Source organism: Streptomyces sediminimaris (genome assembly GCF_047049295.1).
GTDB lineage: Bacteria > Actinomycetota > Actinomycetes > Streptomycetales > Streptomycetaceae > Streptomyces > Streptomyces sediminimaris.
Genome location: NZ_JBJWOT010000001.1, coordinates 6,576,528 through 6,598,413 on the forward strand (window position 1 = coordinate 6,576,528; position 21,886 = coordinate 6,598,413).

Sequence of the window (21,886 nt, forward strand, 5' to 3'; positions counted from 1 at the left end):
GTCAGCCGTGCAGCCCGCACTCGGTCTTGGCCCGGCCGGCCCAGCGGCCGGCGCGCGCGTCCTCGCCCTCCAGCACCCGGCGGGTGCAGGGGGCGCAGCCGACGGACGGGTAGCCGTCCATCAGCAACGGGTTGGTCAGGACGCCGTGTTCGGCCACGTACGCGTCCACGTCGTCCTGGCTCCAGCGGGCGATCGGCGAGATCTTGACCTTCTGCCGCTTCTCGTCCCAGCCGACCACCGGGGTGTCCGCCCGGGTCGGGGACTCGTCGCGGCGCAGACCGGTCGCCCAGGCGACATAGTTCTCCAGGCCCCGCTCCAGCGGCTGGACCTTGCGCAGCCTGCAGCACAGGTCGGGGTCGCGGTCGTGCAGTTTCGGGCCGTACTCCGCGTCCTGCTCGGCGACCGACTGACGGGGGGTCAGCGTGATGACGTTGACGTCCATCACGGCCTCCACCGCGTCCCGGGTGCCGATGGTCTCCGGGAAGTGGTAGCCGGTGTCGAGGAACACCACGTCCACGCCGGGCATGGCCCGGGAGGCGAGGTGGGCGACCACCGCGTCCTCCATGGACGAGGTCACGCAGAACCGCCTGCCGAAGGTCGCGGCCGCCCACCTGAGGATCTCCAGGGCGGAGGCGTCCTCCAGGTCGCGGCCCGCCTGCTCGGCGAGCGCCTTCAGGTCCTCGGTCGTCCGCTCGTGCGTCACCGCGGTCATGTCTCGTCTCCCCCTGCTCCGGTGTGCTGCAGACCGCGGGCGAGCAGCCCGAGGAACGCCAGCCGAAAGGCTCGGTTGCACGCCGCGCACTCCCAGCAGCCATGGCCCTGCTCACCGGGCCGTAGGTCCTCGTCCCCGCAGTAGGGGCAGTAGAAGGGGGCCGCGCGCTCGCTCATGACAGGGCCTCCTCGGACGCGCGCGAGGCCCAGGCGGCGAACCGCTCGCCGTCCTCGCGTTCGGCCTGGAAGCGCTTCAGGACACGTTCGATGTAGTCGGGCAGCTCGTCCGACGTCACCTTCAGGCCGCGGACCTTGCGGCCGAAGCCGGCCTCCAGGCCGAGCGCGCCGCCGAGGTGCACCTGGTAGCCCTCGACCTGCTCGCCGTTGTCGTCGAGGACCAACTGGCCCTTGAGACCGATGTCCGCGACCTGGATACGGGCGCAGGCGTTCGGGCAGCCGTTGAGGTTGATGGTGAGCGGCTCGTCGAAGTCCGGCAGGCGGCGCTCCAGTTCGTCGATCAGCTGCGCGCCGCGCTGCTTGGTCTCGACGATGGCGAGCTTGCAGAACTCGATGCCGGTGCAGGCCATGGTGCCGCGCCGGAAGGTGGACGGCCGGGCGGTGAGGTCCAGCGCCTCCAGCTCGTCCACGAGCGAGTCGACCTGGCCCTCCTCGACGTCAAGGATGATCATCTTCTGCTCGACGGTGGTGCGCACCCGGCCCGAGCCGTGCGCCTCCGCGAGGTCGGCGACCTTCGTCAGGGTGGCGCCGTCGACGCGGCCGACGCGCGGGGCGAAGCCGACGTAGAACCGGCCGTCCCGCTGCCGGTGCGCGCCGATGTGGTCGCGCCACCGCTGGACCGGCTGTTCGGGGGCGGGGCCGTCGATCAGTTTGCGCCCGCCGAGGTACTCGTCCTCGAGCACCTGGCGGAACTTCTCCGCGCCCCAGTCGGCGACGAGGAACTTCAGCCGGGCGCGGGTGCGCAGCCGGCGGTAGCCGTAGTCGCGGAAGATCGAGATGACGCCCTCGTAGACGTCGGGGACCTCCTCGATCGGCACCCAGGCGCCGAGCCGCACGCCCAGCTTGGGGTTGGTGGACAGTCCGCCGCCGACCCAGACGTCGAAGCCGGGGCCGTGCTCGGGGTGGCGCACGCCGACGAAGGAGACGTCGTTGATCTCGTGCACCACGTCCAGCAGCGGCGATCCCGAGATGGCCGTCTTGAACTTCCGGGGGAGGTTCGAGTACGCCTTGTTGTTCAGGACCCGGCGCTTCATCTCCTCCAGCGCCGGGGTGGCGTCGATGATCTCGTCCTCGGCGATGCCCGCGACCGGGGAGCCGATCATCACACGCGGGGAGTCGCCGCAGGCGGTGATCGTGGACAGTCCCACGCCCTCCAGGCGCTCCCAGATCCCGGGCACGTCCTCGATCCGGATCCAGTGGAACTGGACGTTCTGCCGGTCGGTGATGTCCGCGGTGCCGCGCGCGAACTCCTGCGAGATCTCGCCGATGACGCGCAGCTGCCCGGTGGTCAGCGCACCGCCGTCGATACGGACGCGCAGCATGAAGTACTCGTCGTCCAGCTCCTCCGGCTCCAGGACCGCGGTCTTGCCGCCGTCGATCCCGGGCTTGCGCTGGGTGTACAGCCCCCACCAGCGCATCCGTCCGCGCAGGTCGCCGGGGTCGATCGAGTCGAAGCCGCGCTTGGAGTAGATCGTCTCAATGCGTGTCCGCACATTGAGACCGTCGTCGTCCTTCTTGGCCTGCTCGTTGCCGTTGAGCGGGGTGAAGTGCCCCGCGGCCCACTGGCCCTCGCCGCGGTGACGGCTCACCTTGCGGCGGGGGGTCGCGGCGGCAGGCTTCGGCGGGGTGGCGGCCATGGTTGATACGTCCTTCGGGACAGGCGGGAATACGGCTGTGACCTGCGCGTACGGGCGCATGGGCAGGCATGCGCGGCATCGCGCGGGAAGAAGGGGGAAAGAGTCAGGAATGCCGGGCGTGCTGTGCTGTCAGCTCGCCGGACAGATGGCGCTGGACATGCGGCCGAGGTCGACGTGCCGCCGACTCACCAAGGCAATTCCAGTTCCAGACATGACGGAAGCGTGGCACGGCGATCTGGACACAGTCCAGCTTCGTCCGCGATGTGGACATCCTTGTCCCGGAATATGGGACAAGGGTGTCCTCGGTCACATTGGCCTTCGCCGCTCTTGTCCGTCCAGGTCACACCGGGTAGGCGCCGGCCCACGGGCCGGGCGCGGGCACCTCGCGCTGCTCCTCGACCTCGGTGTCGAAGAGCGTGAAGCCCCGGCGCCGGTAGTTGGCCATCGCGTGCTCGCCGTCCAGGCTGCACGTGTGCACCCAGACGCGCTTCGTCGGCGTCCGCTCCGGCCAGCGCTCGGCGAGGTCCCAGGCGCGGGCGGTGCCGTAGGACAGCAGGTGTCCGCCGATGCGGCGGCCCCGGAAGGCGGGGATCAGGCCGAAGTAGGCGATCTCCACGACCCCGTCGTCCTGCGGGTCGAGCTCGACGTATCCCGCGGGTGTGCCCCGGTCGTAGGCGACCCAGGTCTCCGTCCCCGGCCGCTCCAGCTGCTCCCGCCACCGCGCGTAGGTCCAGCCCAGCCGGTCGATCCAGTGGATGTCGCCGCCGACGGACGCGTACAGGAAGCGGCTGAACTCGGGGGAGGGGACCTCGGCGCGGACGATGCGGACGTCCCCCTCCGGCGTGGCGGCCGGCAGCAGGTCGGCCCGGGCGGTCTGCTCCAGGGACCAGGTGGTCACGGGGATGTTGGTCATGCCCGTCAGGGAATCATCTATCCCAGGGACCTGTCGATCGAGGCCAGCGGCAGTGCGAAGAGCATCCGGCCCGACTGGCCCCAGACCTCACCGGTCCGCTGCCAGTACGACAGCGACCCGGCCCGTCCGCTCCAGCAGTGGTGGAAGTCGTCCGCACCGCACCGGGTGGCCCGCGCCTTGTGCGTGTCCTGCCGCCAGAGGGTGCCGTGGCCGTCCGGGGGGTCCGCCGCGCGCGCCAGATACCACCGCGAGCGGTAGGACAGGACCCCGCCGACGCCGGTCGCCGTCGTCCGGTACGCCTGGGACGGGACCGCGCGGCCCGCGGCGTCGGTGGCCAGCAGGCCGGCACGCACCGGGTCGCCGCTGAAGGCGTAGCGCCACAGCCGGGTGCTCCGCCGGCTGTCCGCCGGCACCCGCTCGCTCGCGACCAGGCTGTCGGGCGCGGTGCTGCGGTCGAGCGAGATCGCCGCCGGGCCCGCGGTCCTCCCGGCGAACCGGTACGAACCGACCGCCGGCAGCACGTACTTCGAGCCGTACGCCGACCAGCCGCCGCGCACCCGGCCCACCGCGCCGCTGTCGACGGTGGCCCGCTGGATGCGGTGCACGTCGTACACGTACAGCCCGTCGGCGGTGCTGACCAGCAGCTTGCCCTGGTACCAGACCATGCCGGAGACGGGGGAGGCGAGGGCGCGGTAGTCACGGCCGCCGTCGACCGTGACGGCGAGCGCGGCCCAGGTGTAGGTCAGATGGGCCGGGTCGGTGGCGTCGACGAAGGCCACCCGGGCGTGGCCGGCCCGGCCGCTGCCGCGGCTCCAGCCGGAGAGGATCACCCGGTGCTCGCCCCAGTGGCCGTCGTCGTCCGCGTCACCGGAGGTGGTGACCGCGCCGGCCCGCCAGCCACGGGTGTCGGCGGCGCCCCAGCAGTACGCGCGCCGGGCCACCGGGGCGACGGGCAGCTCCGCGCGCGCGGTGGACGGGCAGTCGGTCGCGTCGAGCAGGGAGTGGTCGGCGTCGCCGAGGACGGTGGTGACGCCGACGGGCCTGCCCATCGCGGAGGCGAGCCGGTCGAGCGTTCTCCGCGGCACCGCGTGCTCCTGCAACCGCAGCCCGGCGGCCTCCCGGCCGGAGAGGGGGAGCGCCTTCAGCGCCCCGGGCCGATCGCTCACCGTGGCCTGCGAGACGCTGATCATCGTGGCGGCGGCGGTGAGGGCGAGGGCGGTCCCGGCGAGCAGGGCGCGCAGCGCGCGGCCCCGCTTCTGCCTGCGATGTCGGCCACGCCGCGTCATACGGCCCTCCTTCCAGGGCGGTCTGCCTCCGGGGCGCACCGGCCCCGTCCACCGGCTCGCCGGCCGAGGCGGGCCAACTGCGTTCATTGGTCCGTACGTTGACCAAAGAAGCAGGTGGGATGGCCCGTAGAGGATGCTACGGCAGTCCGGCGTGATCGGGGACGAAGAACCTGCAAATATGCGGAAGATGACCCCGCCGGGGTCACCCAGGGGTGCACCGCGGTGACGCCGCGCACGCGACCGGCGCCCCGGCGGGCCTGCGTCAGGGCGTCCCGGCCGGCTCCCGCGCCCGCCGCACCGCCGGCGCCGTCGACTGCGGCAGCAGGTCGCGCGGCTCGGCCGGCAGGAGCAGCTCCACCTCCGCGCCCTCGGTGAAGCGGTACGGCCGGTGCTCCAGCAGCCCCCCGAGATAGCGCCGCACCCGGGACATCTCCGCGCGCACGGTCACCCGGCGGGCCGGGTCCCCGAACATCTCCTCGGCCAGGCCCGCCGCGCTGCACCCGTCGCGGCCGAGTGCGAGCAGGTACAGCAACTCGGCGTGCCGGGGGCTCAGTTCACGGCACCAGGAACCCGCGCTCCCGGACACCGTCACCGACCAGCGGCGCGGCTGCGACAGATCCAGCACGATCCTGGTGGTGCCGTGCGGCAGCGGCTCGTCCCAGGCCCGGATCAGCCAGCCCTCCGCCAGCGGCTCCACCGTGCACAGGCCGAGCGGGTGCAGCCACCGGCGGCCCGCCGACAGGGACTTGGGCAGCGTGATCCGGCCGGTGTACGGCATTCCGGTCACCGCCGCGGTCCAGCCGTCCCGGTCCACCGCCACCGCCCGGCCGCCGGCCCGCGCCAGCACCGGCGCGGCCACCGCGCGCAGCCGCTCCAGCGAGGCCAGGTGCAGTTCGCGCAGCCGGGCCTCGGCGAGTTTGGCCACCGAGTCCACCCAGGCGAGCGTGGCCGGGTGCATCGTCTCCAGCGGTCCGCTGATGTCCACCACCCCCAGCAGCCGCCCGTCGCGCGGATCGGTGATCGGCGCGCCGGTGCACGTCCAGCTGGTCTGCGAGCGCACGAAGTGCTCGGAGGCGAAGACCTGCACCGGCCGGCGCTCCACCGCGGGCGTGCCGAGGCCGTTGGTGCCGACGACGTCCTCCCGCCAGTCCGCGCCGAGTTCGAGGCCGAGCGCGTCGGCCCTGCGCAGCACGGCCGGGCTGCCCTCGCGCCACAGCACCCGGCCGTCCTCGTCGGCGACCACCATGATGTGGTGGGCGACGTCCGCGACGGACAGCAGCCCCTTGCGCAGCACCGGCAGGACGTGCCGCAGCGCCGAACTCTCCCGGCGCCGCCGCACCTCGTCGGCGGACAGCAGCCCGGAGCGGCGGTCGTGGTCGGGGTCGATGCCGCTGCGCAGCATCCGTCCCCAGGACTGCTCGATCACCGGGCGCGGGGCGATGGGCGTGCGCTGCCCCGAGAGCCTGGCCGAGCGCAGCTCGCTCAGCACCCGCGCCGCCCGTGCCGTGTCGACCAGGGCGAGCTGCGTCAGGTCCGTCGGCGATGGCGCCACTGGTCCTCCCGGGAAGAAGGGTTCGGGACAACCGCTTTCCCGTGGCGTTCCGGCCACGGGCCGTCGAGTCGTCCAGCACTGTCCGTCTCATAGTGCCGTCCGGCGCTGACGGACGGAGACAGTCCGGCCACACACAGCAGCAAGTTGCAACCCCTTGCAACCCTGGTGGAGCGCTCCCGGATTGCTTGAATATTGGGCGACGCCGTCCCGAGCGGCGTTCATGGCCTTGATGGGGCCAGCTGAGCGGGGGTGGTGCCGTGTCGGCGCAGCACCACCCCCGCGTCCCGCGGCGCCCTCAGGACAGCGGCCTCGCCCGCTCCACCACCGACGCCAGGTCCAGGGTGTGCGGCAGGGTGCCGAAGGCCGAGCCGCCGTCGCCGCCCAGCCGCGAGGCGCAGAAGGCGTCGGCCACCTCCGGTGGGGCGAACCGGACGAGCAGCGAGCCCTGCAGCACCAGCGCGATCCGCTCCGTCAGCCGCCGGGCGCGCCCCTCGACGCCCTCCAGGTCGGCCAGGTCCGTCAGCAGGTTCTTGATCGCGGTGTCCAGCCGGTGGTCGGCGCCGCGGGCCCGGCCGACCTCCTGGAGGTAGGCGCCCATGGCCTGCGGCTCCCGCCGGAGCGCGCGCAGCAGGTCCAGCGCCTGGACGTTGCCCGCGCCCTCCCAGACCGAGTTCAGCGGCGACTCGCGCACCAGCCGGGGCAGCCCCGACTCCTCGACGTATCCGTTCCCGCCCAGGCACTCGGCGGCCTCGACCGCCACCGGAGCGCACCGCTTGGTCACCCAGTACTTGGCGGCCGGTACGGCGATCCGCAGCAGCGCCCGCTCCTGCTCGCCGCCCTCGTCGTAGGCGGCGGCCAGGCGCAGCGCGAGGGTGGTCGCCGCCTCCGACTCCAGGGCCAGGTCGGCCAGGACGTTGCGCATCAGCGGCTGCTCGACCAGCTTCGCGCCGAACGCCTCCCGGTAGGTGCAGTGGTGCACGGCCTGCGCGACCGCCTGCCGCATGAGGCCGGCGGAGCCCAGCACGCAGTCCAGCCGGGTCGCCGCCACCATGCCGATGATGGTGCGCACCCCGCGCCCCTCCTCGCCGACGCGGCGCGCCCAGGTGCCGTCGAACTCGACCTCGGCGGAGGCGTTGGAGCGGTTGCCGAGCTTGTCCTTCAGCCGCTGGAGCAGGAAGACGTTGCGCGTGCCGTCGTCCAGGACGCGCGGCACGAGGAAGCACGTGAGCCCGCCGGGAGCCTGGGCGAGCACCAGGAACCCGTCGGACATGGGAGCCGAGCAGAACCACTTGTGGCCGGTCAGCTCGTACGTCCCGGCCTCGTCGAGCGGCCGTGCGGCCGTGGTGTTGGCGCGTACGTCGCTGCCGCCCTGCTTCTCGGTCATGCCCATCCCGAACAGCGCTCCGGCCTTCAGCCGGGCGGGGCGCAGCTCGCGGTCGTAGACCTCGGAGGTCAGCCGGGGCTCCCACTCGGCGGCGAGCGCCGGGTCCGTGCGCAGGGCGGGCACGGCCGCATGGGTCATCGACAGGGGGCACAGGTTGCCGGCCTCGACCTGCGTCCACACCACGAACGCGGCGGCCCGGCGCACGTGGCCGCCGGGCCGGCTCCAGGCCGCGGTGAGGCCGGCGGAGACGCCCTTGCCGAGCAGCCGGTGCCAGGCGGGATGGAAGTCGACCTCGTCGGCGCGGTGGCCCTGGCGGTCGTGGGTGCGCAGCCGGGGCGGGTTCTCGTTGGCCTGGGTGCCCCATTCCTGAAGCTGCCGGGACCCTGAGGCCCGCCCCAGGGCGGCCAGTTCCGCGCGTCCCTCGTCGAGCAGCCTGGGGTCCAGGTGCCGCTCGACGGCTTCGGTCAGGGCACGGTCGGCGCTGTAGACGTCGTAGCCGACCAGGGGCGGCGGCTGGTTGGTCACGGTGTGGGTGCGGCGTGCCATGCGGCGAAAGTACCCCGGATCGGCGCCGGTCAGCACGACCGGCCCGGTCCGGTGTCCGGGCGGGGGACCCGTTCAGGCCCATTCGGTGGCCGGGGCGCGGTGCCCCGCAGCCCCGGACGGTGCCACGCGGACGAGGACGGGGGCGGCGGCGTACCCGGGGCCGGGCGGGGCTCGCGCCCCGACGGGCGGCGGGCCGGGGGGGTGAGTGCACCGGGCAACGACGGATACCTTTAGGGCGTGCAGCCAGCAAGTGAATCCCCACGGGCCCCCTCCGGGCGTCTCCACCGGGCGCGTGCCCTCTACCGGAACGTCTCGAAGCGAAGGACCGTCTGGCTGCTGCTCAAGGACACCGTCAACTCGTGCATGGAGTACCGCATCCTCGGCCTCGCGGCCGAGGCCGCGTTCTTCACCCTGCTGTCCGTGCCGCCGCTGCTGCTCAGCATGATCGGCCTGCTCGGCTACGTCGACGACTGGACCGGCGCCGACACCATCGCCAGCCTGGAGAACAACATCCTGCAGGCGTCGAGGACCGTCCTGTCCGGCAAGGGCGTGTCGGAGATCGCCCAGCCGATCCTGCACGACGTGATGAAGGGCGGCAGACCCGACGTCATCTCCATCGGCTTCCTCTTCGCCCTGTGGTCGGGCTCGCGCGCCGTGAACGTCTTCATCGACACCATCACCGTGATGTACGGCCTCGACGGCGTCCGCGGCATCGTCAAGACCCGCCTGCTGTCCTTCGCGCTGTTCATCGTCGCCCTGCTGATCGGCTCGGTCGCGCTGCCGCTGATGGTGGCCGGCCCGGACGCGGTGGTGAACGTCGTGCCCTGGTCGACGACCGTCGTGCAGGTGCTGTACTGGCCCGTCGTCATCGTGCTGTCGATCGTCTTCCTGACCACGCTGTACCACGTCTCCGTGCCGGTCCGCTCCCCGTGGATCGAGGACGTGCCGGGCGCGCTGGTCGCCCTGGCGATGTGGGTGCTCGGCAGCTTCCTGCTGCGCATCTACCTCACCGGCACCGTGGAGGGCCCCACCATCTACGGCTCGCTGGCCGCGCCCGTCGCCGTGCTGCTGTGGATCGGTGTGTCCGCCTTCGCCGTCCTTGTCGGGGCCGCGGTCAACGCCGCGATCGACCGGGTCTGGCCGGCCGCCGCGACCGCCGCGGCCCGCGCCGCGAACGAGCGGGTCCGGGAGGCGCAGCTGGCCGAGCAGGTGGCCCGGGCCGCCGCGGGCGTCGAACACGATCCGGACGACCCGGACATGCCCTCCGAGTTCCCCGAGCGCTGGTCGCGCTTCCTGCCGCCGGAGGACGTGACGTCCCGCCTGCGCACCCATGTGAAGAGCACGCACCCACCGCATCCGCACCACAAGCCGGACACCCCGTAGCCCGCTCGGCCCGTCCCCTCCGGCGGGTTCGAGCGGGTGCGCGGCGTGAGCCGGCATGGGCGCCGGGGCCGGCCGGGAGACCGCGCGTAGGCTGATGGACGTGTACGAGGAGAGACCGTCCCGGCTGTCCGGAGCGGTCGTGTGGCGCAACACCCCGGCCGTGGCCGGTGTGGGGCGGGTGCTGCCCGACGGCTGCATGGACCTGCTCTGGCACGAGGGCCGCCTGCTGGTCGCGGGACCCGACACGCGCGCCCATGTCACCGAGGGCGCTCCCGGCGTCTGGTCGGGCGTGCGGTTCGCCCCCGGGACCGCTCCCGCCCTGCTGGGCGTGCCCGCGCACGAGCTGCGCGACCGGCGCGTGGCGCTCGCCGACCTGTGGCCGGCCGCGGAGGTCCGCCGCCTGACCGCCGGAGTGCGCGCCGCCGCCGTACCGGAGAGCGGCCTGGAGGAACTGGCACTGCGCCTGGCCGCCGGCGCCGGGCCCCCCGACCCGCTGCTGCGGCACCTCGTGACCGCCCTCGGCGCGGGCCGCCCGGTCGCGGCCACCGCCGGGGAACTGGGTCTCGGCGCCCGCCAGGTGCACCGCCGCTGCCTGGCCGCCTTCGGCTACGGTCCCAAGACGCTGGCCCGCGTGCTGCGGCTGCAGCGGGCACTGGGGCTGGCCCGGCGGGGGGTGCCGTTCGCGGAGACGGCGGCCCGGGCCGGGTTCGCCGATCAGGCCCATCTGTCCCGGGACGTGAAGGAGCTGGCGGGCCTGCCGCTGCGCGAACTGCTCGGATAGCGGCGCGCCGCTACCGCGGCAGCGGCGCGAACAGGTCGACGCCGTTGCCGTCCGGGTCGCGCACGACCGCGTACCGCTGGCCCCAGAAGGCGTCCCACGGCTTCAGCTCCCCGTGGTGTCCCGCCGCGACCAGCTCCGCGTAGGCCGAGTCCACCTCCGCCGGGCTGTCGCAGCGGAAGGCCAGCCCGGTCCGGTAACCGCCGGCGGGGGGCCGCCACCCGGCGTGGAAGGAGCGGACCGTGTCCTCGGTGTCGAGCAACAGGCGCAGTCCGCCCGGCAGTTCGGCCTCGCAGTGCGGACGGCTCCCGGCGTCCTCGGGGAACGCCAGGCCCAGCCGGCGGTAGAACGCGACGGCGGCCGCCATGTCCGAGACGACCAGCCCTACGGCATCGATTCGTGGAGTCATGCGGTCACCGTAGGCAGCACGCCGGCGGCGGGTCTTGAAGGAATCGGACGCGGCCCCCGCGCCTCAGCCGAAGGTCACCGGCCCCCGGGGCGTCCGCACCGTGAACGACAGCCCCACCGGTCCCTCGGCCACGGCCAGCTCGGCCCCGACGGCGGCCAGCAGGGGCCGGAGCCCGCCGGGGTCCGGGGCGGTGGCGGACAGCCGGAGCAGGGGCGTGACCGGCAGGTCCGTGGCGGTCGGATGGACCGACCTCCCCCAGTCGATGAGGAACGGCACCAGACCGGAGGGGTGCTGGGTGTCGCCGTCGGTCAGCCGCCACTCCAGCAGGGTGCCGTCGGGGCGGCGGCGGCTCATCGGGCGGACGTCGCCGGGGTCGTAGCCCCGGGCCCGGGCGGTCGCCACCGCCGCGTCGAGGTCGGGCGGGCTGATGGCCCACGTCACGGTCCGCGCGGCGGCCACCGCGTCGACGTCGAAGGGGCGCGGGCCGTCCGGCTCCGACTGCTCCGGGTCCGGCCCGATGATCTCCAGGTAGCTCGAACCGCCCAGCGACACCAGGAAGTTACGGGTGCCGCGCCCGACATGGGCGCCGCCGGGAGCGGGTGCCACACCGGTACGGCGCGTGAACTCGGCGACCGTCGCCGCCAGATCGGGGGTTGCGAGGACGAGGTGGTCGAGGTGTGGGGGGATCGTGTTCATCGGAGTCGAGGCTACGCAGCCCCGCCCCCGCGATGGAACACCTGTGCGGCGGCGTGACAGGGCATGAGGCAGGATGGGGGCGTGATCCGTGCCTTACGTGCCCTGCGTGCCTTGCGTGCCTTGCGTGCCTTGCGTGCCCTGCCGCCCCTTCTGCTGCTGCCGGTGCTGCTGGTGACCGGCTGCGGCACCGAGAAGGCCGGCGCGGGCGCCGGGGCCGGCGGCGGCTCGGCCGCACCCGCCGACCCGGCCCGACTCACGGCCCGTGCCCGGGCGCTGGGCATCGCCCCGGAACTCGTCTACGTCACCGAGTCGCCCGGCTACACCCTCGCCCGGCAGTCCGTGGGCGTCTCCGGGGACGACGGCTTCTCCGCCGTGTACTGGTCGGAGAAGACCCACACGCAGATCGAGATCCGCGTGGACCGCGGCACGCTGACCGCCGCCACCTGCCCCCGGCAGCCCGTGGGTGACGCGGCCGAGGGGCGGACCAGGTGCACGCGCGAGGGCGACGCCTGGTACCGCAGCGCCGGGCGGCAGCACGGATACGCGGAGCCGAGGAAGGGCTACGTCATCTGGCTCACCGGCGCCGGCGTCCCGCGCACCACCCTGCACCGGGCGCTCCTCGCCGTGCACCGCCCCACCGCCGCCGAACTCGCCGACCTCCTGCCCCCGGCCCCCACGACCGTCCCCACCGCCCCGGTGCGACGCGGAGACCTCCCGCCGAACGGCGACGGCGCCCCCGACAACAGCGTCCCGACCAGGGGCGCCTGACCGCACCCGGCACCACCCCCAGGGGCGGGACCGCGCGCGCCGGCCACGGCGCACCGGCAGCCGCCCGGCCGGCCCACGCCCCCGCCCCGCGGCTCCCGCCCCGGGGCGACACGTCCGTGTGCGTGGTCCGCGCCGGAATACCGCGCCGTCCTGTGGTGCTCTGTTGTTCACGGTGCGGTAGCGCGTGAGGAAACGGGTGGTCGTATGACGGCAGCAGTCCCTGCAGACCCCGTGGTGAACACCCCGTACGGCGCCGTTCGGGGCCGCCGCGAGCACGGGATCGCCGTGTTCCGGGGCGTCCCGTACGCGGCGCCGCCCTTCGGCCCCCGGCGGTTCCTGCCGCCCGTGCCGCCCGAGCCCTGGGACGGTGTGCGCGACGCCGGTGCCTTCGGCCCCACGGCGCCCAAGCCGCCGTACTCGGAGTCCTTCGACGCGTACCTGTCGGATCCCGACGTGCCGGGCGACGACTGCCTCAACCTGAACGTGTGGACCCCGCAGCCCGACCCGGACGCCCGCCTCCCGGTCCTGGTGTGGCTGCACGGCGGCGCCCTGACCAGGGGATCCTCCGCGGTGCCGGTGTACGACGGGCGGGCCTTCGCCCGGGACGGCGTGGTCCTGGTCTCGGTGAACTACCGGCTGGGCGTCGAGGGGTACGGCCTCTTCCCGGACGCTCCGGCCAACGCCGGCCTGCGCGACCAGCTGGCCGCCCTGGAGTGGGTGCACGAGTCGATCGCGGCCTTCGGCGGCGACCCGGACCGGATCACCCTGGCCGGCCAGTCCGCGGGAGCGATCAGCACCGGGGCCCTGCTGGCCGCCCCGCGGGCACAGGGGCTGGTGCGCCGGGCGGTCCTGCAGAGCGGTTCGCCCGAGGCCTTCGAACGGGACAAGGTGCGCCGGATGGTGCGCCGGATGGCGACCCGGCTGAAGATCCCGGCGACCGCCGCGGCCTTCGCCGAGGTCGACCGCGATCTGCTGCTGCGCACCCAGGGCGAGGTGGGCCGGCTCAGCAGCCCCGTGCTGGGCGGCCCGTCCTTCGGCATCGTCGTCGACGGCGACCTCGTGCCGCGCGACCCCCTGCAGGCCCTGGTCGACGGCGACGTGGCCCGGGGCGTCGACCTGATGATGGGCTGGACCAGCGAGGAGTACCGCCTCTGGCTCGTCCCCGGCGGCCTGCTGGAGCGTGTCGACCGGCTGGGCGCCGTCGCGCTCGCCGGCGCCATGGCCCGCTGCCACTGCGGCACCGAGGTGCCCCGCGGCTACCGCGCCCTGCACCCGCGGGCCGGCACCGCCGAGACCGTCGGGCAGATGGTCACCGACCATCTGCTGCGCCGCCCGCTGCACCGGCTGGCCGACGCCCGGGGCGGCTCCTGCCACGTCTACGAGTTCGCCTGGCCCTCCAACCTGCCCGGCCTGGGCGCCTGCCACGCCCTGGAACTCGGCTTCGTGTTCGACACCGGCGACGTGCCGGAGTCGCGCAAGCTCGCGGGCGAGGGCGGGCCCGAGCACCTCGCCGAGGCGATGCACGCCGCGTGGGTGCGGTTCGCGACCGAGGGGGACCCCGGCTGGCAGCACTGGGACGCCACGCACCCCGTGCGGATCTTCGACGCGGGCCCGCCGCGCGTCGCCCACGGGCCGCGCGACGCCGAACTCGCCCTGTGGAGCGCCGGCACCCTGCCCAACGCGGACGACACCCCCCGGGCGATGGTGCCCCCGCTCACGGCACCCCCGCGCGGTACGGAGCTGCGATCGGTCGTACGGCGCCTGCGGCTGCCGGGCTCGGTCCACCGCCGGTGACCCGCGCACCACCGCAGGTGCCCCGGCGCGACCGCCCCGGTGCGGCGCCGGGGCCCAGGGGCTCACAGGTCCCGGCGGTGCGGCCCGGGAGCCGCGGGGACGACGGGACCGCAGCGCGGGGACGACGGGACCGAAGCGCGGGGGCGGCGAGGCCGAAGCGCGGGGCGGCGAGGCGCTCACGGTCAGGCCCGCAGCGCCTCCGCGACGCCCGCGACCGCCTCCGGCCCCACGCGGCAGCATCCGCCGATCAGCCGGGCCCCCGACTCCCGCCAGCCGGTGACCTGGTCCGGGGCGAAGGTCGTCCGGCCGTTCCAGGCGCGGGCCTCGGCGTCCCAGGACTCGCCGCTGTTGGGATAGACCACGACCGGCTTGCCCGTCACACGTGCGGCCGTCTCGACCGCACCGCCGGCGTCCTCCGGGGCGCAGCAGTTGACGCCGACCGCGATGATCTCGTCGGCGTCGGCGGCGAGTGCGAAGGCCTCCTCCAGCGGCTGCCCGGCACGGGTGCGGCCGCCCGCGACGGAGTACGACAGCCAGGCCGGCACGCCCAGTCCGCGCACCGCCCGCACCAGCGCCGCCGCCTCGTCGGCGTCGGGCACCGTCTCCAGCGCCAGTACGTCGGGACCCGCCGCGGCGAGCACCTCCAGGCGGGGCCGGTGGAACCGCTCCAGTTCGCCGGCGCCGAGCCCGTACCGCCCCCGGTACTCCGACCCGTCCGCGAGCATGGCCCCGTACGGTCCGGCGGACGCCGCCACCCACAGCGGCCGGGTGACACCGTTCGCCCGCGCCCGCCGCGCCGCCTCGCGCGCCGACTCCACGCTCAGGGCGAGGAGCGCGGCAGCCCTCTCGTGGCCGATGCCCCGCCGGGCGAAGCCCTCGAAGGTGGCCTGGTAGCTCGACGTGATCGCCACGTCCGCGCCCGCCTCGAAGTACGCGAGGTGCGCCTCGACGATCGCCTCGGGCCGCTGCGCGAGCAGCCGCGCCGACCACAGCTCGTCGCCGAGGTCGTGCCCGGCGGACTCCAGCTGGTTGGACAGGCCGCCGTCGAGCACGACGGTCCCGGTGGCGAGCGCTGCCGCGAGGGTGTCCGTGCCGGTCATGCGGCCGACGGTAGCCGAGCGGGGGCGGCAGCGCGAGAAGCGGCGGCGAGCCGGGACGGAAAGCGCTGTCTACGAGTCCCGCCGGACCCGTTGACCTCTCCCTCCCGCACCTCTACCTTTTCGGCGTTCGTCATGGCAGATGCCGTTCGAGATGCCGTACGGACATGTGTCGCCTCGTCCCCCGCACCCCCGCCCCCCACCGCGAGAGGCAGCCGTATGAGCCGAGATCACGACCGCCCCAGCCGTCGCCCGACGCCGACAGCAGCCGCGGTCGCCGCCGCGGGCGCCCTGGCGTCCACCCCGGCCGTGACGACCGCCGCGCCGGGGCCGGAGCCGGCCCCGTTCCCGGGGCGGAGGGGAGCGAGCGGGACGAGACGTGCGTACGCGGTGCTGCTCGCCCTCTGCCTGGCGCTGGCCGGCGCCCTCGTGACCGCGGGACCGGCGCGGGCGGCCGCCCGGACGGTCGCCAACGGCGTTCAGTTCCGCGACACGTCGGGCAACCCGGTGCACGCCCACGGCGGCGGGGTCATCAAGGTCGGCTCGTACTACTACTGGTTCGGCGAGGACCGCAACGCGGACAACACCTTCCGGTACGTCGACGCCTACCGCTCCACCGACCTGAAGAACTGGGAGTTCAGGAACCACGTGCTGACCCGGTCCTCGGCCGCCGAGCTCGGCACCGCCTACATCGAGCGGCCCAAGGTCATCTACAACGCCTCCACCGGCACCTTCGTGATGTGGATGCACAAGGAGAACGGCGTCGACTACAGCGAGGCCCGCGCGGCCGTCGCCGTCTCCGCCACGGTCGACGGCGACTACACCTACCGCGGCAGCTTCCGCCCGCTCGGCTCCTCGATGTCCCGGGACATCACGGCCTACGTCGACACCGACGGCACCGCCTATATGGTCTCGGCCGCCAACGACAACTACGACCTGCACATCTACCGGCTCACCGCCGACTACACCGGCATCGCCGGCCTCGTCGCCAACCCCTGGCCGGGCGGCCACCGCGAGGCCCCGGCGCTCTTCAAGCGGGACGGCGTCTACTTCATGCTGACCTCGGGCGCCACCGGCTGGAGCCCCAACCAGCAGCAGTACGCCACCGCCACCTCGCTCTCCGGCCCGTGGACCCCGTGGCGCAACGTCGGCGACTCCACGGCGTACGGCTCCCAGACCGCGTACGTCCTTCCCGTCACGGGCACGTCCGGCACCTCGTACCTCTACCTGGGCGACCGCTGGGGCAACTCCTTCGGCGGGACCGTGGACGACTCGCGGTACGTGTGGCTGCCGCTGGCCTTCCCGGGCCCCACCTCCCTGTCCATGTCCTGGTATCCGGAGATCACCGTCGACACGGCCGCCGGAACCGTCACCGGCACCAGCGCGACGTACGACACGCTGATCGCCCGGCACAGCGGCCGGTGCGCCGACGTCACCAGCCAGTCGCTGTGGCAGGGCGCGCAGGTCAAGCAGTACGACTGCAACGGCGGCGGCAACCAGAAGTACTGGTTCAGGTCCGTCGGCGGCGGCTACTACCAGATGGTGGTCAGGAACAGCTCCCTGTGCGTGCAGGAGAACGCGAGCACGGTCACCCAGGAGGACTGCGACTCCTCGGCCGCCACCCAGCAGTGGTCGCCGGCCGCGTCCGGTTCCTACGTCACGCTCAGGTCCCGCGCGAGCGGCGAGTGCCTGGACGTGTCCGGCGCGTCCACCGCCGACTCCGCCCCGATCATCACCTACACCTGCAACGGCGGCGCCAACCAGCAGTGGACGCGCGGCACCTGACGTACCGGACCTCTCCACCGGGCCCGTCCGTGTCCGGCCGCGGTGAGGCCGCCGGAGAGTAGGGCCACCCGTCCGGGGAACCCGCAGCCGTACGGGAGAAGTGCGGGCGTCCGGTACCGGCGCATCCGGCCGTGCGGCGCCGGTCCGACGCGGACGGCGCCCTGGACGGCGATGCCGCCCCGCTGGTCAACACTCCCGGCGTGCACCATCCTGCTGTCACCCGTTCGGTCGCCGCGGAGCACACGCCGGTCCGCGGCGCCACGGGGTACGAGGGGCTTGTCCGCGACGCGCTCGTCGCCCAGCATCTGGTGTCGAAGGGCCTTGTGCGGGTGGGATGAACCCCTGGGGCGTCCCGACCGGAACCGGGGCGCCCCAGGTCTCCCCTCCGTCCGCCCCGCGCACGGACGCCGCATCTCCCGAGGTCCCGCGCCCGCGAGCCGTACGCCCCGAAGCCGCACGCCGTGAAAGAGAGCCGATGCAACTGCCGCCCGACGACCGCACGCTCAGCCCGCGCACCGGGTACACCCGCGCCCACTGGGAGGCCGCCGCCGACGCCCTGCTGGCCGCGGTCGAGCCCTACGCGGCGGAGGGCGGCGCGCTCTATCACCTCCCCGGGGACCACCCGAGCTGGTCGGGCCGGCTCTCGGACGGCCTGGAGGGCTACGCCCGTACGCTGCTGGCCGCGGCCTTCCGCCGGGACGAGACCGTGCTCCAGCGGTACGCCGAGGGACTGGCGGCCGGTGTCGCGGGCGTCTGGCCCCGGATCGAGGACCGCGGCCAGCCGCTGGTCGAGGCGGCGTCGATCGCCCTGGCCCTGCGCCTGACGCGCCCGCTGCTGTGGGACCGGCTCGACGACGGCGTACGGCAGCGGGCGGCGGCCTGGCTCGGGGACGCGCTGACCGCCGAAGCATGGCCCTGCAACTGGGAGTTGTTCCCGGTGACCGTGGGCGGCTTCCTCCAGGAGATCGGCCACCGGCCGGACGCCGCCCGCAAGGCGATCGAGCGCGGCCTGGAGCGGATCGAGGAGTGGTACGTCGCCGCGGGCTGGTACACCGACGGCGACGGCCGCAAGTTCGACTACTACAACGGCTGGGCGATGCACCTCTACCCGGTGCTGCACGCGTGGCTGGCGGACGACGCCGGCCTGCTCGACCGCTACGGCCGCCGGCTCGCACGGCATCTGGCCGACTACGCCCGGCTGTTCGGCGGCGACGGCGCCCCGATGCACCAGGGCCGCAGCCTCACCTACCGGTTCGCCACGACCGCCCCGCTGTGGCTGGGCGCGCTGACGGGGCACACGCCGCTGCCGCCGGGGCAGACGCGCCGGCTGGCCTCCGGGGCGCTGAGGTACTTCCTCGAGCGGGGCGCGGTGGACTCCCGCGGCCTGCTCACGCTCGGCTGGCACGGCCCCGACACGGCCGTCCTGCAGGGTTATTCGGGCCCCGCGTCCCCCTACTGGGCGAGCAAGGGCTTCCTGGGACTGCTCCTGCCGGACGACCACCCCGTGTGGACGGCACCGGAGGAACCGGGCCCGGCGGAGCGCTCCGACGCCCTCACGGCGGTCTCCGCACCCAACTGGCTGCTGCAGTCGACGCGTTCGGACGGCGTCGTCCGCCTGCACAACCACGGCAGCGAGGACGTCCGCTACGACCCCCACTACACGCGCCTGGCCTACTCGACGGTGACGCGGCCCGCAGCGTCGTACGACAACAGCGTGATCGTCGGCGGCGATCCGAGCCGTACGGAGATCGAACCGCTGGGCGTGGGCGACGGCTGGGCGGCCTCCCGGCACACGGCGGGCGGGGGAGCCAGGGTGACCAGCGTCGTCCTGGCCCGGGGAGCGGTCGAGGTGCGCGCCCATCTGGTCGCGGGCGCCCGGCCCGGAACGCCGGTGCGGGTGACCGGGTGGGCGGCGCCGGACGGGCTGCGCGCCGAACTGCTGCCCGCCGTGGGCCTGTCCGAGGCGCTCACGGGGGTCACCGGCGAGGACGGCACCGTCTTCGCCGCGCTGGCCCGGCTGACCGGGGAGACGGACCCGGTGCCTCTGGCGGAGACGGTGAGCGTACGGGCCGCCGGGGAGCGTGAGCTGACCGTACGGTGGAGCGACGGGGCCGGGGCGCGGGTCCGGTGGAACGACTCCGGGGCGCAGGTCCTGCCGACGGCCGGCCGATGACCCGGCGGCCGGCCGTGACGCCCCGTTGCGGCCGGCCGGTTGTCACGCCGGGGGCCAGGACCCCGTGGCCGCCGATCGGGCGGGCGGCGAGCCCGGTGCGCGGCGGAGCGCGAGGGGCGAGCCCCCCGGTCCGGCCGTGGGCCGGGACACTTCGGCCGGCGCCGAAGCGACGCCGCTCTAGCGTGCCGGTATGACCGAGACCCCGCAGGAGACACCCGCCCGGGCCGTCACCGGCATGGTCGGCCACGTCCTGGAACTGGCCGCCACCTGGACGGACTGGGACGGCACGCCCGTCCACGCCGACGACCGCGTCCACACCCCGCACAAGGCGATCCGCCGGGTCGCCGACCACCTGGTCGACCATCTCGCCGAACTGGAGGCCCGGCTGGCGGGCGAGGCGCCGCAGCCCGACCACTGGCACGCGTCCGCGGTGACGACCGAGGCGGATCTCGCGCCCTTCACCCGGGCCGACCTCGACGAGGCCCGCAGCCGCCTGGTCCGGCTCGGCCGCATCTGGGCGAACCGCCTCGACGCCCTCACCGAGGAGCAGCTCGACCGCTCGCCGGGCGAGGGCTGGAGCTTCCGCGAACTGGCCCGGCACGTGGCGGGATCGGCGTACTACGCCGACTCGGTGGGCGATCTGTCATGACCGGGTTCGCCGAGCTGCACCACGGCGCCGGACCCCTGCTGCTGCCAGGCGCCTGGGACCACGCCTCGGCGACGGCGTTCGCCGCCGAGGGCTTCCGCGCCGTCGGGACGACCAGCCTGGGCGTCGCCGCGGCCGCCGGCCTGCCCGACGGGACGTCCGCGACCCGCGACGAGACCCTGCGGCTCGCCCTCACCCTGGGCTCGGCACCCTTCCTGCTGTCCGTCGACGCGGAGGGCGGATACAGCGAAGTACCCGAAGAGGTGGGCGAGTTCGCCCGGCTGCTGGCAGCCGTCGGAGCCGTCGGCATCAACCTGGAGGACGGACTCGGCCCCGTCGAGCGGCACGCGGCGAAGATCGCCGCGGTGAAGGCCGCCGCACCGGAGCTCTTCGTCAACGCCCGCACCGACACCTGCTGGCTGGGCGACGGCGAGGGCACGCTGCGCCGCCTCGACGCCTACCGGGAGGCGGGCGCCGACGGGGTGTTCGTCCCGGGGCTGACCGACCCGCGCCGTATCGCGGCTCTGGTGAGGCACCTGGACGAGGTCCCCCTCAACGTCCTCTACTCGCCCGCCGGCCCCACCCTCGGCCGGCTCACCGACCTCGGCGTCCGGCGCGTCAGCCTCGGCTCGCTGCCGTACCGGCGGGCCCTGGGCGCGGCCCTGGAGGCGGTGAGGGAGATCCGGGCCGGCCGGACCCCGCGGGGCGCGGCACCGTCGTACGCGGATGCCGACGCGTGGGCCCGGCGGGGCGATCCGGCTCACAGCGCCGGACGGTGACTCCTTGGTACGCTGGACGCTTTCGTGGGTATCAGACCCTTTGGACTCATCTCCGGCGAGGGACCGAGGAACCATGGACATGGACATCCCCGGCGAGAAGCGGCTGGCGGCCGCCGTCGTGATGGACGACGAGGGCCGGGTGCTGCTGGTCCGCCGCAGTGAGACGGAGACGTTCCTGCCCCGCGTGTGGGGCGTTCCCTGCGGCAAGCTCGAACCGGACGAGAGTGCCCGGGACGGTGCGCTGCGCGAGCTCAAGGAGGAGACCGGGCTGCTCGGCGAGGTCGTCCGCAAGGTCGGCGAGTCCTCCTTCGTCAGCGAGTACCGCGGCCACGAGGTCAAGAACTGGCAGGAGAATTTCCTGGTCAGGCCGCTGAGCCGGCAGATCGTGCTGCCCCGGCCCGACCAGGACCACGTCTGGCTGACGCGCTCGGAGCTGACCTCGGTCGACATCGACGCCTACAACCTCGACATCGTCGGCCAGGCCTTCGCGGCGCTCTGAGCGGTCGCCCGCGCCGCCTTCACGGCCCTCACCACACGCCCCTCTTCACGACCCTGTGAGCAGTTCGGCGAGCCCGTTCAGCGCCCGCAGATAGTCGTCCACGCCGAGCGGCACCTTCGCCACCGCCGCCGGATGCGGGCCCGCCGCCGTGAACACGTCGGTGCGGGGCCGCCGTCGGGGTCCCGTCTCCAGGAACAGGGTCACCGTCGGCACGTCCGCGTCGCACCAGGCCCGGTGCAGGGTGTGCGCGGGCAGGGCGTAGGCGCTGCCCGCGGCGTACTGCCCCACCTGGGTCAGCCGCAGCCGGGCCGGACCGGCCGGTGACAGCAGCCAGTCCGCCGTACCGCCGGACAGCGACTCCTCGTAACGGGTGGCGGGGACCCCGCCGCCGGCCGCGTCGCCGGCGGCCTCGTACAGCTCCATCGACAGCCGCCCGCGGACGACGTACGAGGCGAGGGCGGAGCGGTGGTTGTGCACGTCCTCCTCGCCGATCGCACCGGACCCGTGGTGCCACAGATGGGCGCGGAGCATGTGGCGCGGCCCGCCGTCGATGAGCAGCAGCTTGTCGAAGCCGAGGACGTGCCGGTACGACAGCCGGGCGCATCCCCGCGGATCGCCCGCCCCGGAGGCGAGATCGGTCACCAGCTCCACGAGCCGCTCGGCGGGGCCGAGTTCGGCGACGACGGAGCGGGCGGCGGCGACCAGTTCGTGTTCGGGGAGATCACCGTCCAGCGTCCTGGTCAGCAGCCGCCGGGCACGCAGAACCTGCCGACCGCCCATGCACGTCCCTGCCCCTCCGGCCCCGGTCGACCG

At 74.3% G+C, this 21,886-nt stretch carries 22 protein-coding genes; 10 read left to right on the top strand and 12 right to left on the bottom strand.

What is annotated here, in order from left to right; all coding sequences use genetic code 11:
* Nucleotide 1 precedes the first annotated feature (1 nt).
* The 8 genes from ACJ9NR_RS30220 to ACJ9NR_RS30255 form a co-directional block, all read right to left on the bottom strand.
* Nucleotides 2–712, bottom strand: a complete 711-nt coding sequence (locus ACJ9NR_RS30220) for a phosphoadenylyl-sulfate reductase (RefSeq protein ID WP_412491568.1) — start codon at nucleotides 710–712, stop codon at nucleotides 2–4.
* Nucleotides 709–888 carry a hypothetical protein gene (locus ACJ9NR_RS30225; RefSeq protein ID WP_412491567.1) on the bottom strand — a complete coding sequence of 60 codons (180 nt, stop codon included), beginning with the start codon at nucleotides 886–888 and terminating at the stop codon, nucleotides 709–711. The genes ACJ9NR_RS30220 and ACJ9NR_RS30225 overlap by 4 nt, the downstream gene beginning before the upstream one ends.
* Nucleotides 885–2,585, bottom strand: coding sequence for a nitrite/sulfite reductase (locus tag ACJ9NR_RS30230; RefSeq protein WP_412491566.1), 1,701 nt, complete (start codon nucleotides 2,583–2,585; stop codon nucleotides 885–887). Before ACJ9NR_RS30230 ends, ACJ9NR_RS30225 begins: the two co-directional genes overlap by 4 nt.
* 129 nt (nucleotides 2,586–2,714) lie before the next feature.
* A complete protein-coding gene (locus ACJ9NR_RS30235) occupies nucleotides 2,715–2,798 on the bottom strand; it encodes a putative leader peptide (RefSeq protein WP_309486338.1) in 84 nt (27 codons plus the stop codon).
* A 127-nt stretch (nucleotides 2,799–2,925) separates the two neighbouring features.
* A complete protein-coding gene (locus ACJ9NR_RS30240; protein ID WP_412491565.1) occupies nucleotides 2,926–3,498 on the bottom strand; it encodes a GNAT family N-acetyltransferase in 573 nt (190 codons plus the stop codon).
* Between the two features lie 17 nt (nucleotides 3,499–3,515).
* The gene (locus tag ACJ9NR_RS30245; protein ID WP_412491564.1) at nucleotides 3,516–4,784 is read right to left on the bottom strand and encodes a hypothetical protein; all 1,269 of its coding nucleotides are present in this window, start codon (nucleotides 4,782–4,784) and stop codon (nucleotides 3,516–3,518) included.
* 262 nt (nucleotides 4,785–5,046) lie between these two features.
* The gene (locus ACJ9NR_RS30250; protein ID WP_412491563.1) at nucleotides 5,047–6,336 is read right to left on the bottom strand and encodes a GAF domain-containing protein; all 1,290 of its coding nucleotides are present in this window, start codon (nucleotides 6,334–6,336) and stop codon (nucleotides 5,047–5,049) included.
* 295 nt (nucleotides 6,337–6,631) lie between these two features.
* Nucleotides 6,632–8,266, bottom strand: coding sequence for an acyl-CoA dehydrogenase family protein (locus ACJ9NR_RS30255; RefSeq protein WP_412491562.1), 1,635 nt, complete (start codon nucleotides 8,264–8,266; stop codon nucleotides 6,632–6,634).
* 237 nt (nucleotides 8,267–8,503) lie between these two features.
* On the opposite strand from ACJ9NR_RS30255, the gene ACJ9NR_RS30260 reads away from it, so the two are divergent.
* Entirely contained in the window at nucleotides 8,504–9,649 is a 1,146-nt protein-coding gene (locus ACJ9NR_RS30260; protein WP_412491561.1) for a YihY/virulence factor BrkB family protein, read from the top strand.
* Nucleotides 9,650–9,749: 100 nt separating this feature from the next.
* A complete protein-coding gene (locus tag ACJ9NR_RS30265) occupies nucleotides 9,750–10,430 on the top strand; it encodes a helix-turn-helix domain-containing protein (RefSeq protein WP_412491560.1) in 681 nt (226 codons plus the stop codon).
* A gap of 10 nt (nucleotides 10,431–10,440) precedes the next feature.
* Here ACJ9NR_RS30265 and ACJ9NR_RS30270 read toward each other — a convergent pair whose 3' ends face one another.
* On the bottom strand, nucleotides 10,441–10,836 hold the full coding sequence (locus tag ACJ9NR_RS30270; protein ID WP_412491559.1) for a VOC family protein: 396 nt from the start codon (nucleotides 10,834–10,836) through the stop codon (nucleotides 10,441–10,443).
* A 63-nt stretch (nucleotides 10,837–10,899) separates the two neighbouring features.
* On the bottom strand, nucleotides 10,900–11,532 hold the full coding sequence (locus tag ACJ9NR_RS30275) for a VOC family protein (RefSeq protein ID WP_412491558.1): 633 nt from the start codon (nucleotides 11,530–11,532) through the stop codon (nucleotides 10,900–10,902).
* A 120-nt stretch (nucleotides 11,533–11,652) separates the two neighbouring features.
* Between ACJ9NR_RS30275 and ACJ9NR_RS30280 the strand changes: the two genes are divergently transcribed.
* Both ACJ9NR_RS30280 and ACJ9NR_RS30285 read left to right on the top strand, forming a co-directional pair.
* On the top strand, nucleotides 11,653–12,300 hold the full coding sequence (locus tag ACJ9NR_RS30280; RefSeq protein WP_412491557.1) for a hypothetical protein: 648 nt from the start codon (nucleotides 11,653–11,655) through the stop codon (nucleotides 12,298–12,300).
* A gap of 204 nt (nucleotides 12,301–12,504) precedes the next feature.
* The gene (locus ACJ9NR_RS30285) at nucleotides 12,505–14,094 is read left to right on the top strand and encodes a carboxylesterase/lipase family protein (RefSeq protein WP_412491556.1); all 1,590 of its coding nucleotides are present in this window, start codon (nucleotides 12,505–12,507) and stop codon (nucleotides 14,092–14,094) included.
* A 182-nt stretch (nucleotides 14,095–14,276) separates the two neighbouring features.
* Here ACJ9NR_RS30285 and mmuM read toward each other — a convergent pair whose 3' ends face one another.
* The gene (gene mmuM, locus ACJ9NR_RS30290; protein ID WP_412491555.1) at nucleotides 14,277–15,194 is read right to left on the bottom strand and encodes a homocysteine S-methyltransferase; all 918 of its coding nucleotides are present in this window, start codon (nucleotides 15,192–15,194) and stop codon (nucleotides 14,277–14,279) included.
* Nucleotides 15,195–15,410: 216 nt separating this feature from the next.
* Between mmuM and ACJ9NR_RS30295 the strand changes: the two genes are divergently transcribed.
* The 6 genes from ACJ9NR_RS30295 (at nucleotide 15,411) to ACJ9NR_RS30320 (ending at nucleotide 21,073) form a co-directional block, all read left to right on the top strand.
* Complete coding sequence (locus tag ACJ9NR_RS30295; protein WP_412491554.1) at nucleotides 15,411–16,976, top strand: RICIN domain-containing protein; 1,566 nt, start codon at nucleotides 15,411–15,413, stop codon at nucleotides 16,974–16,976.
* A 131-nt stretch (nucleotides 16,977–17,107) separates the two neighbouring features.
* Entirely contained in the window at nucleotides 17,108–17,314 is a 207-nt protein-coding gene (locus tag ACJ9NR_RS30300) for a hypothetical protein (protein WP_412491553.1), read from the top strand.
* 137 nt (nucleotides 17,315–17,451) lie between these two features.
* A complete protein-coding gene (locus ACJ9NR_RS30305; protein ID WP_412491551.1) occupies nucleotides 17,452–19,149 on the top strand; it encodes a DUF2264 domain-containing protein in 1,698 nt (565 codons plus the stop codon).
* A gap of 190 nt (nucleotides 19,150–19,339) precedes the next feature.
* Nucleotides 19,340–19,798, top strand: a complete 459-nt coding sequence (locus ACJ9NR_RS30310; RefSeq protein ID WP_412491550.1) for a hypothetical protein — start codon at nucleotides 19,340–19,342, stop codon at nucleotides 19,796–19,798.
* Complete coding sequence (locus ACJ9NR_RS30315; RefSeq protein ID WP_412491548.1) at nucleotides 19,795–20,574, top strand: isocitrate lyase/PEP mutase family protein; 780 nt, start codon at nucleotides 19,795–19,797, stop codon at nucleotides 20,572–20,574. The genes ACJ9NR_RS30310 and ACJ9NR_RS30315 overlap by 4 nt, the downstream gene beginning before the upstream one ends.
* A 79-nt stretch (nucleotides 20,575–20,653) precedes the next feature.
* Nucleotides 20,654–21,073, top strand: coding sequence for an NUDIX hydrolase (locus ACJ9NR_RS30320; protein ID WP_412491879.1), 420 nt, complete (start codon nucleotides 20,654–20,656; stop codon nucleotides 21,071–21,073).
* 45 nt (nucleotides 21,074–21,118) lie between these two features.
* Here the strand turns inward: ACJ9NR_RS30320 and ACJ9NR_RS30325 are convergent, their stop codons facing one another.
* Complete coding sequence (locus ACJ9NR_RS30325; protein ID WP_412491547.1) at nucleotides 21,119–21,853, bottom strand: hypothetical protein; 735 nt, start codon at nucleotides 21,851–21,853, stop codon at nucleotides 21,119–21,121.
* Nucleotides 21,854–21,886: the final 33 nt, after the last annotated feature.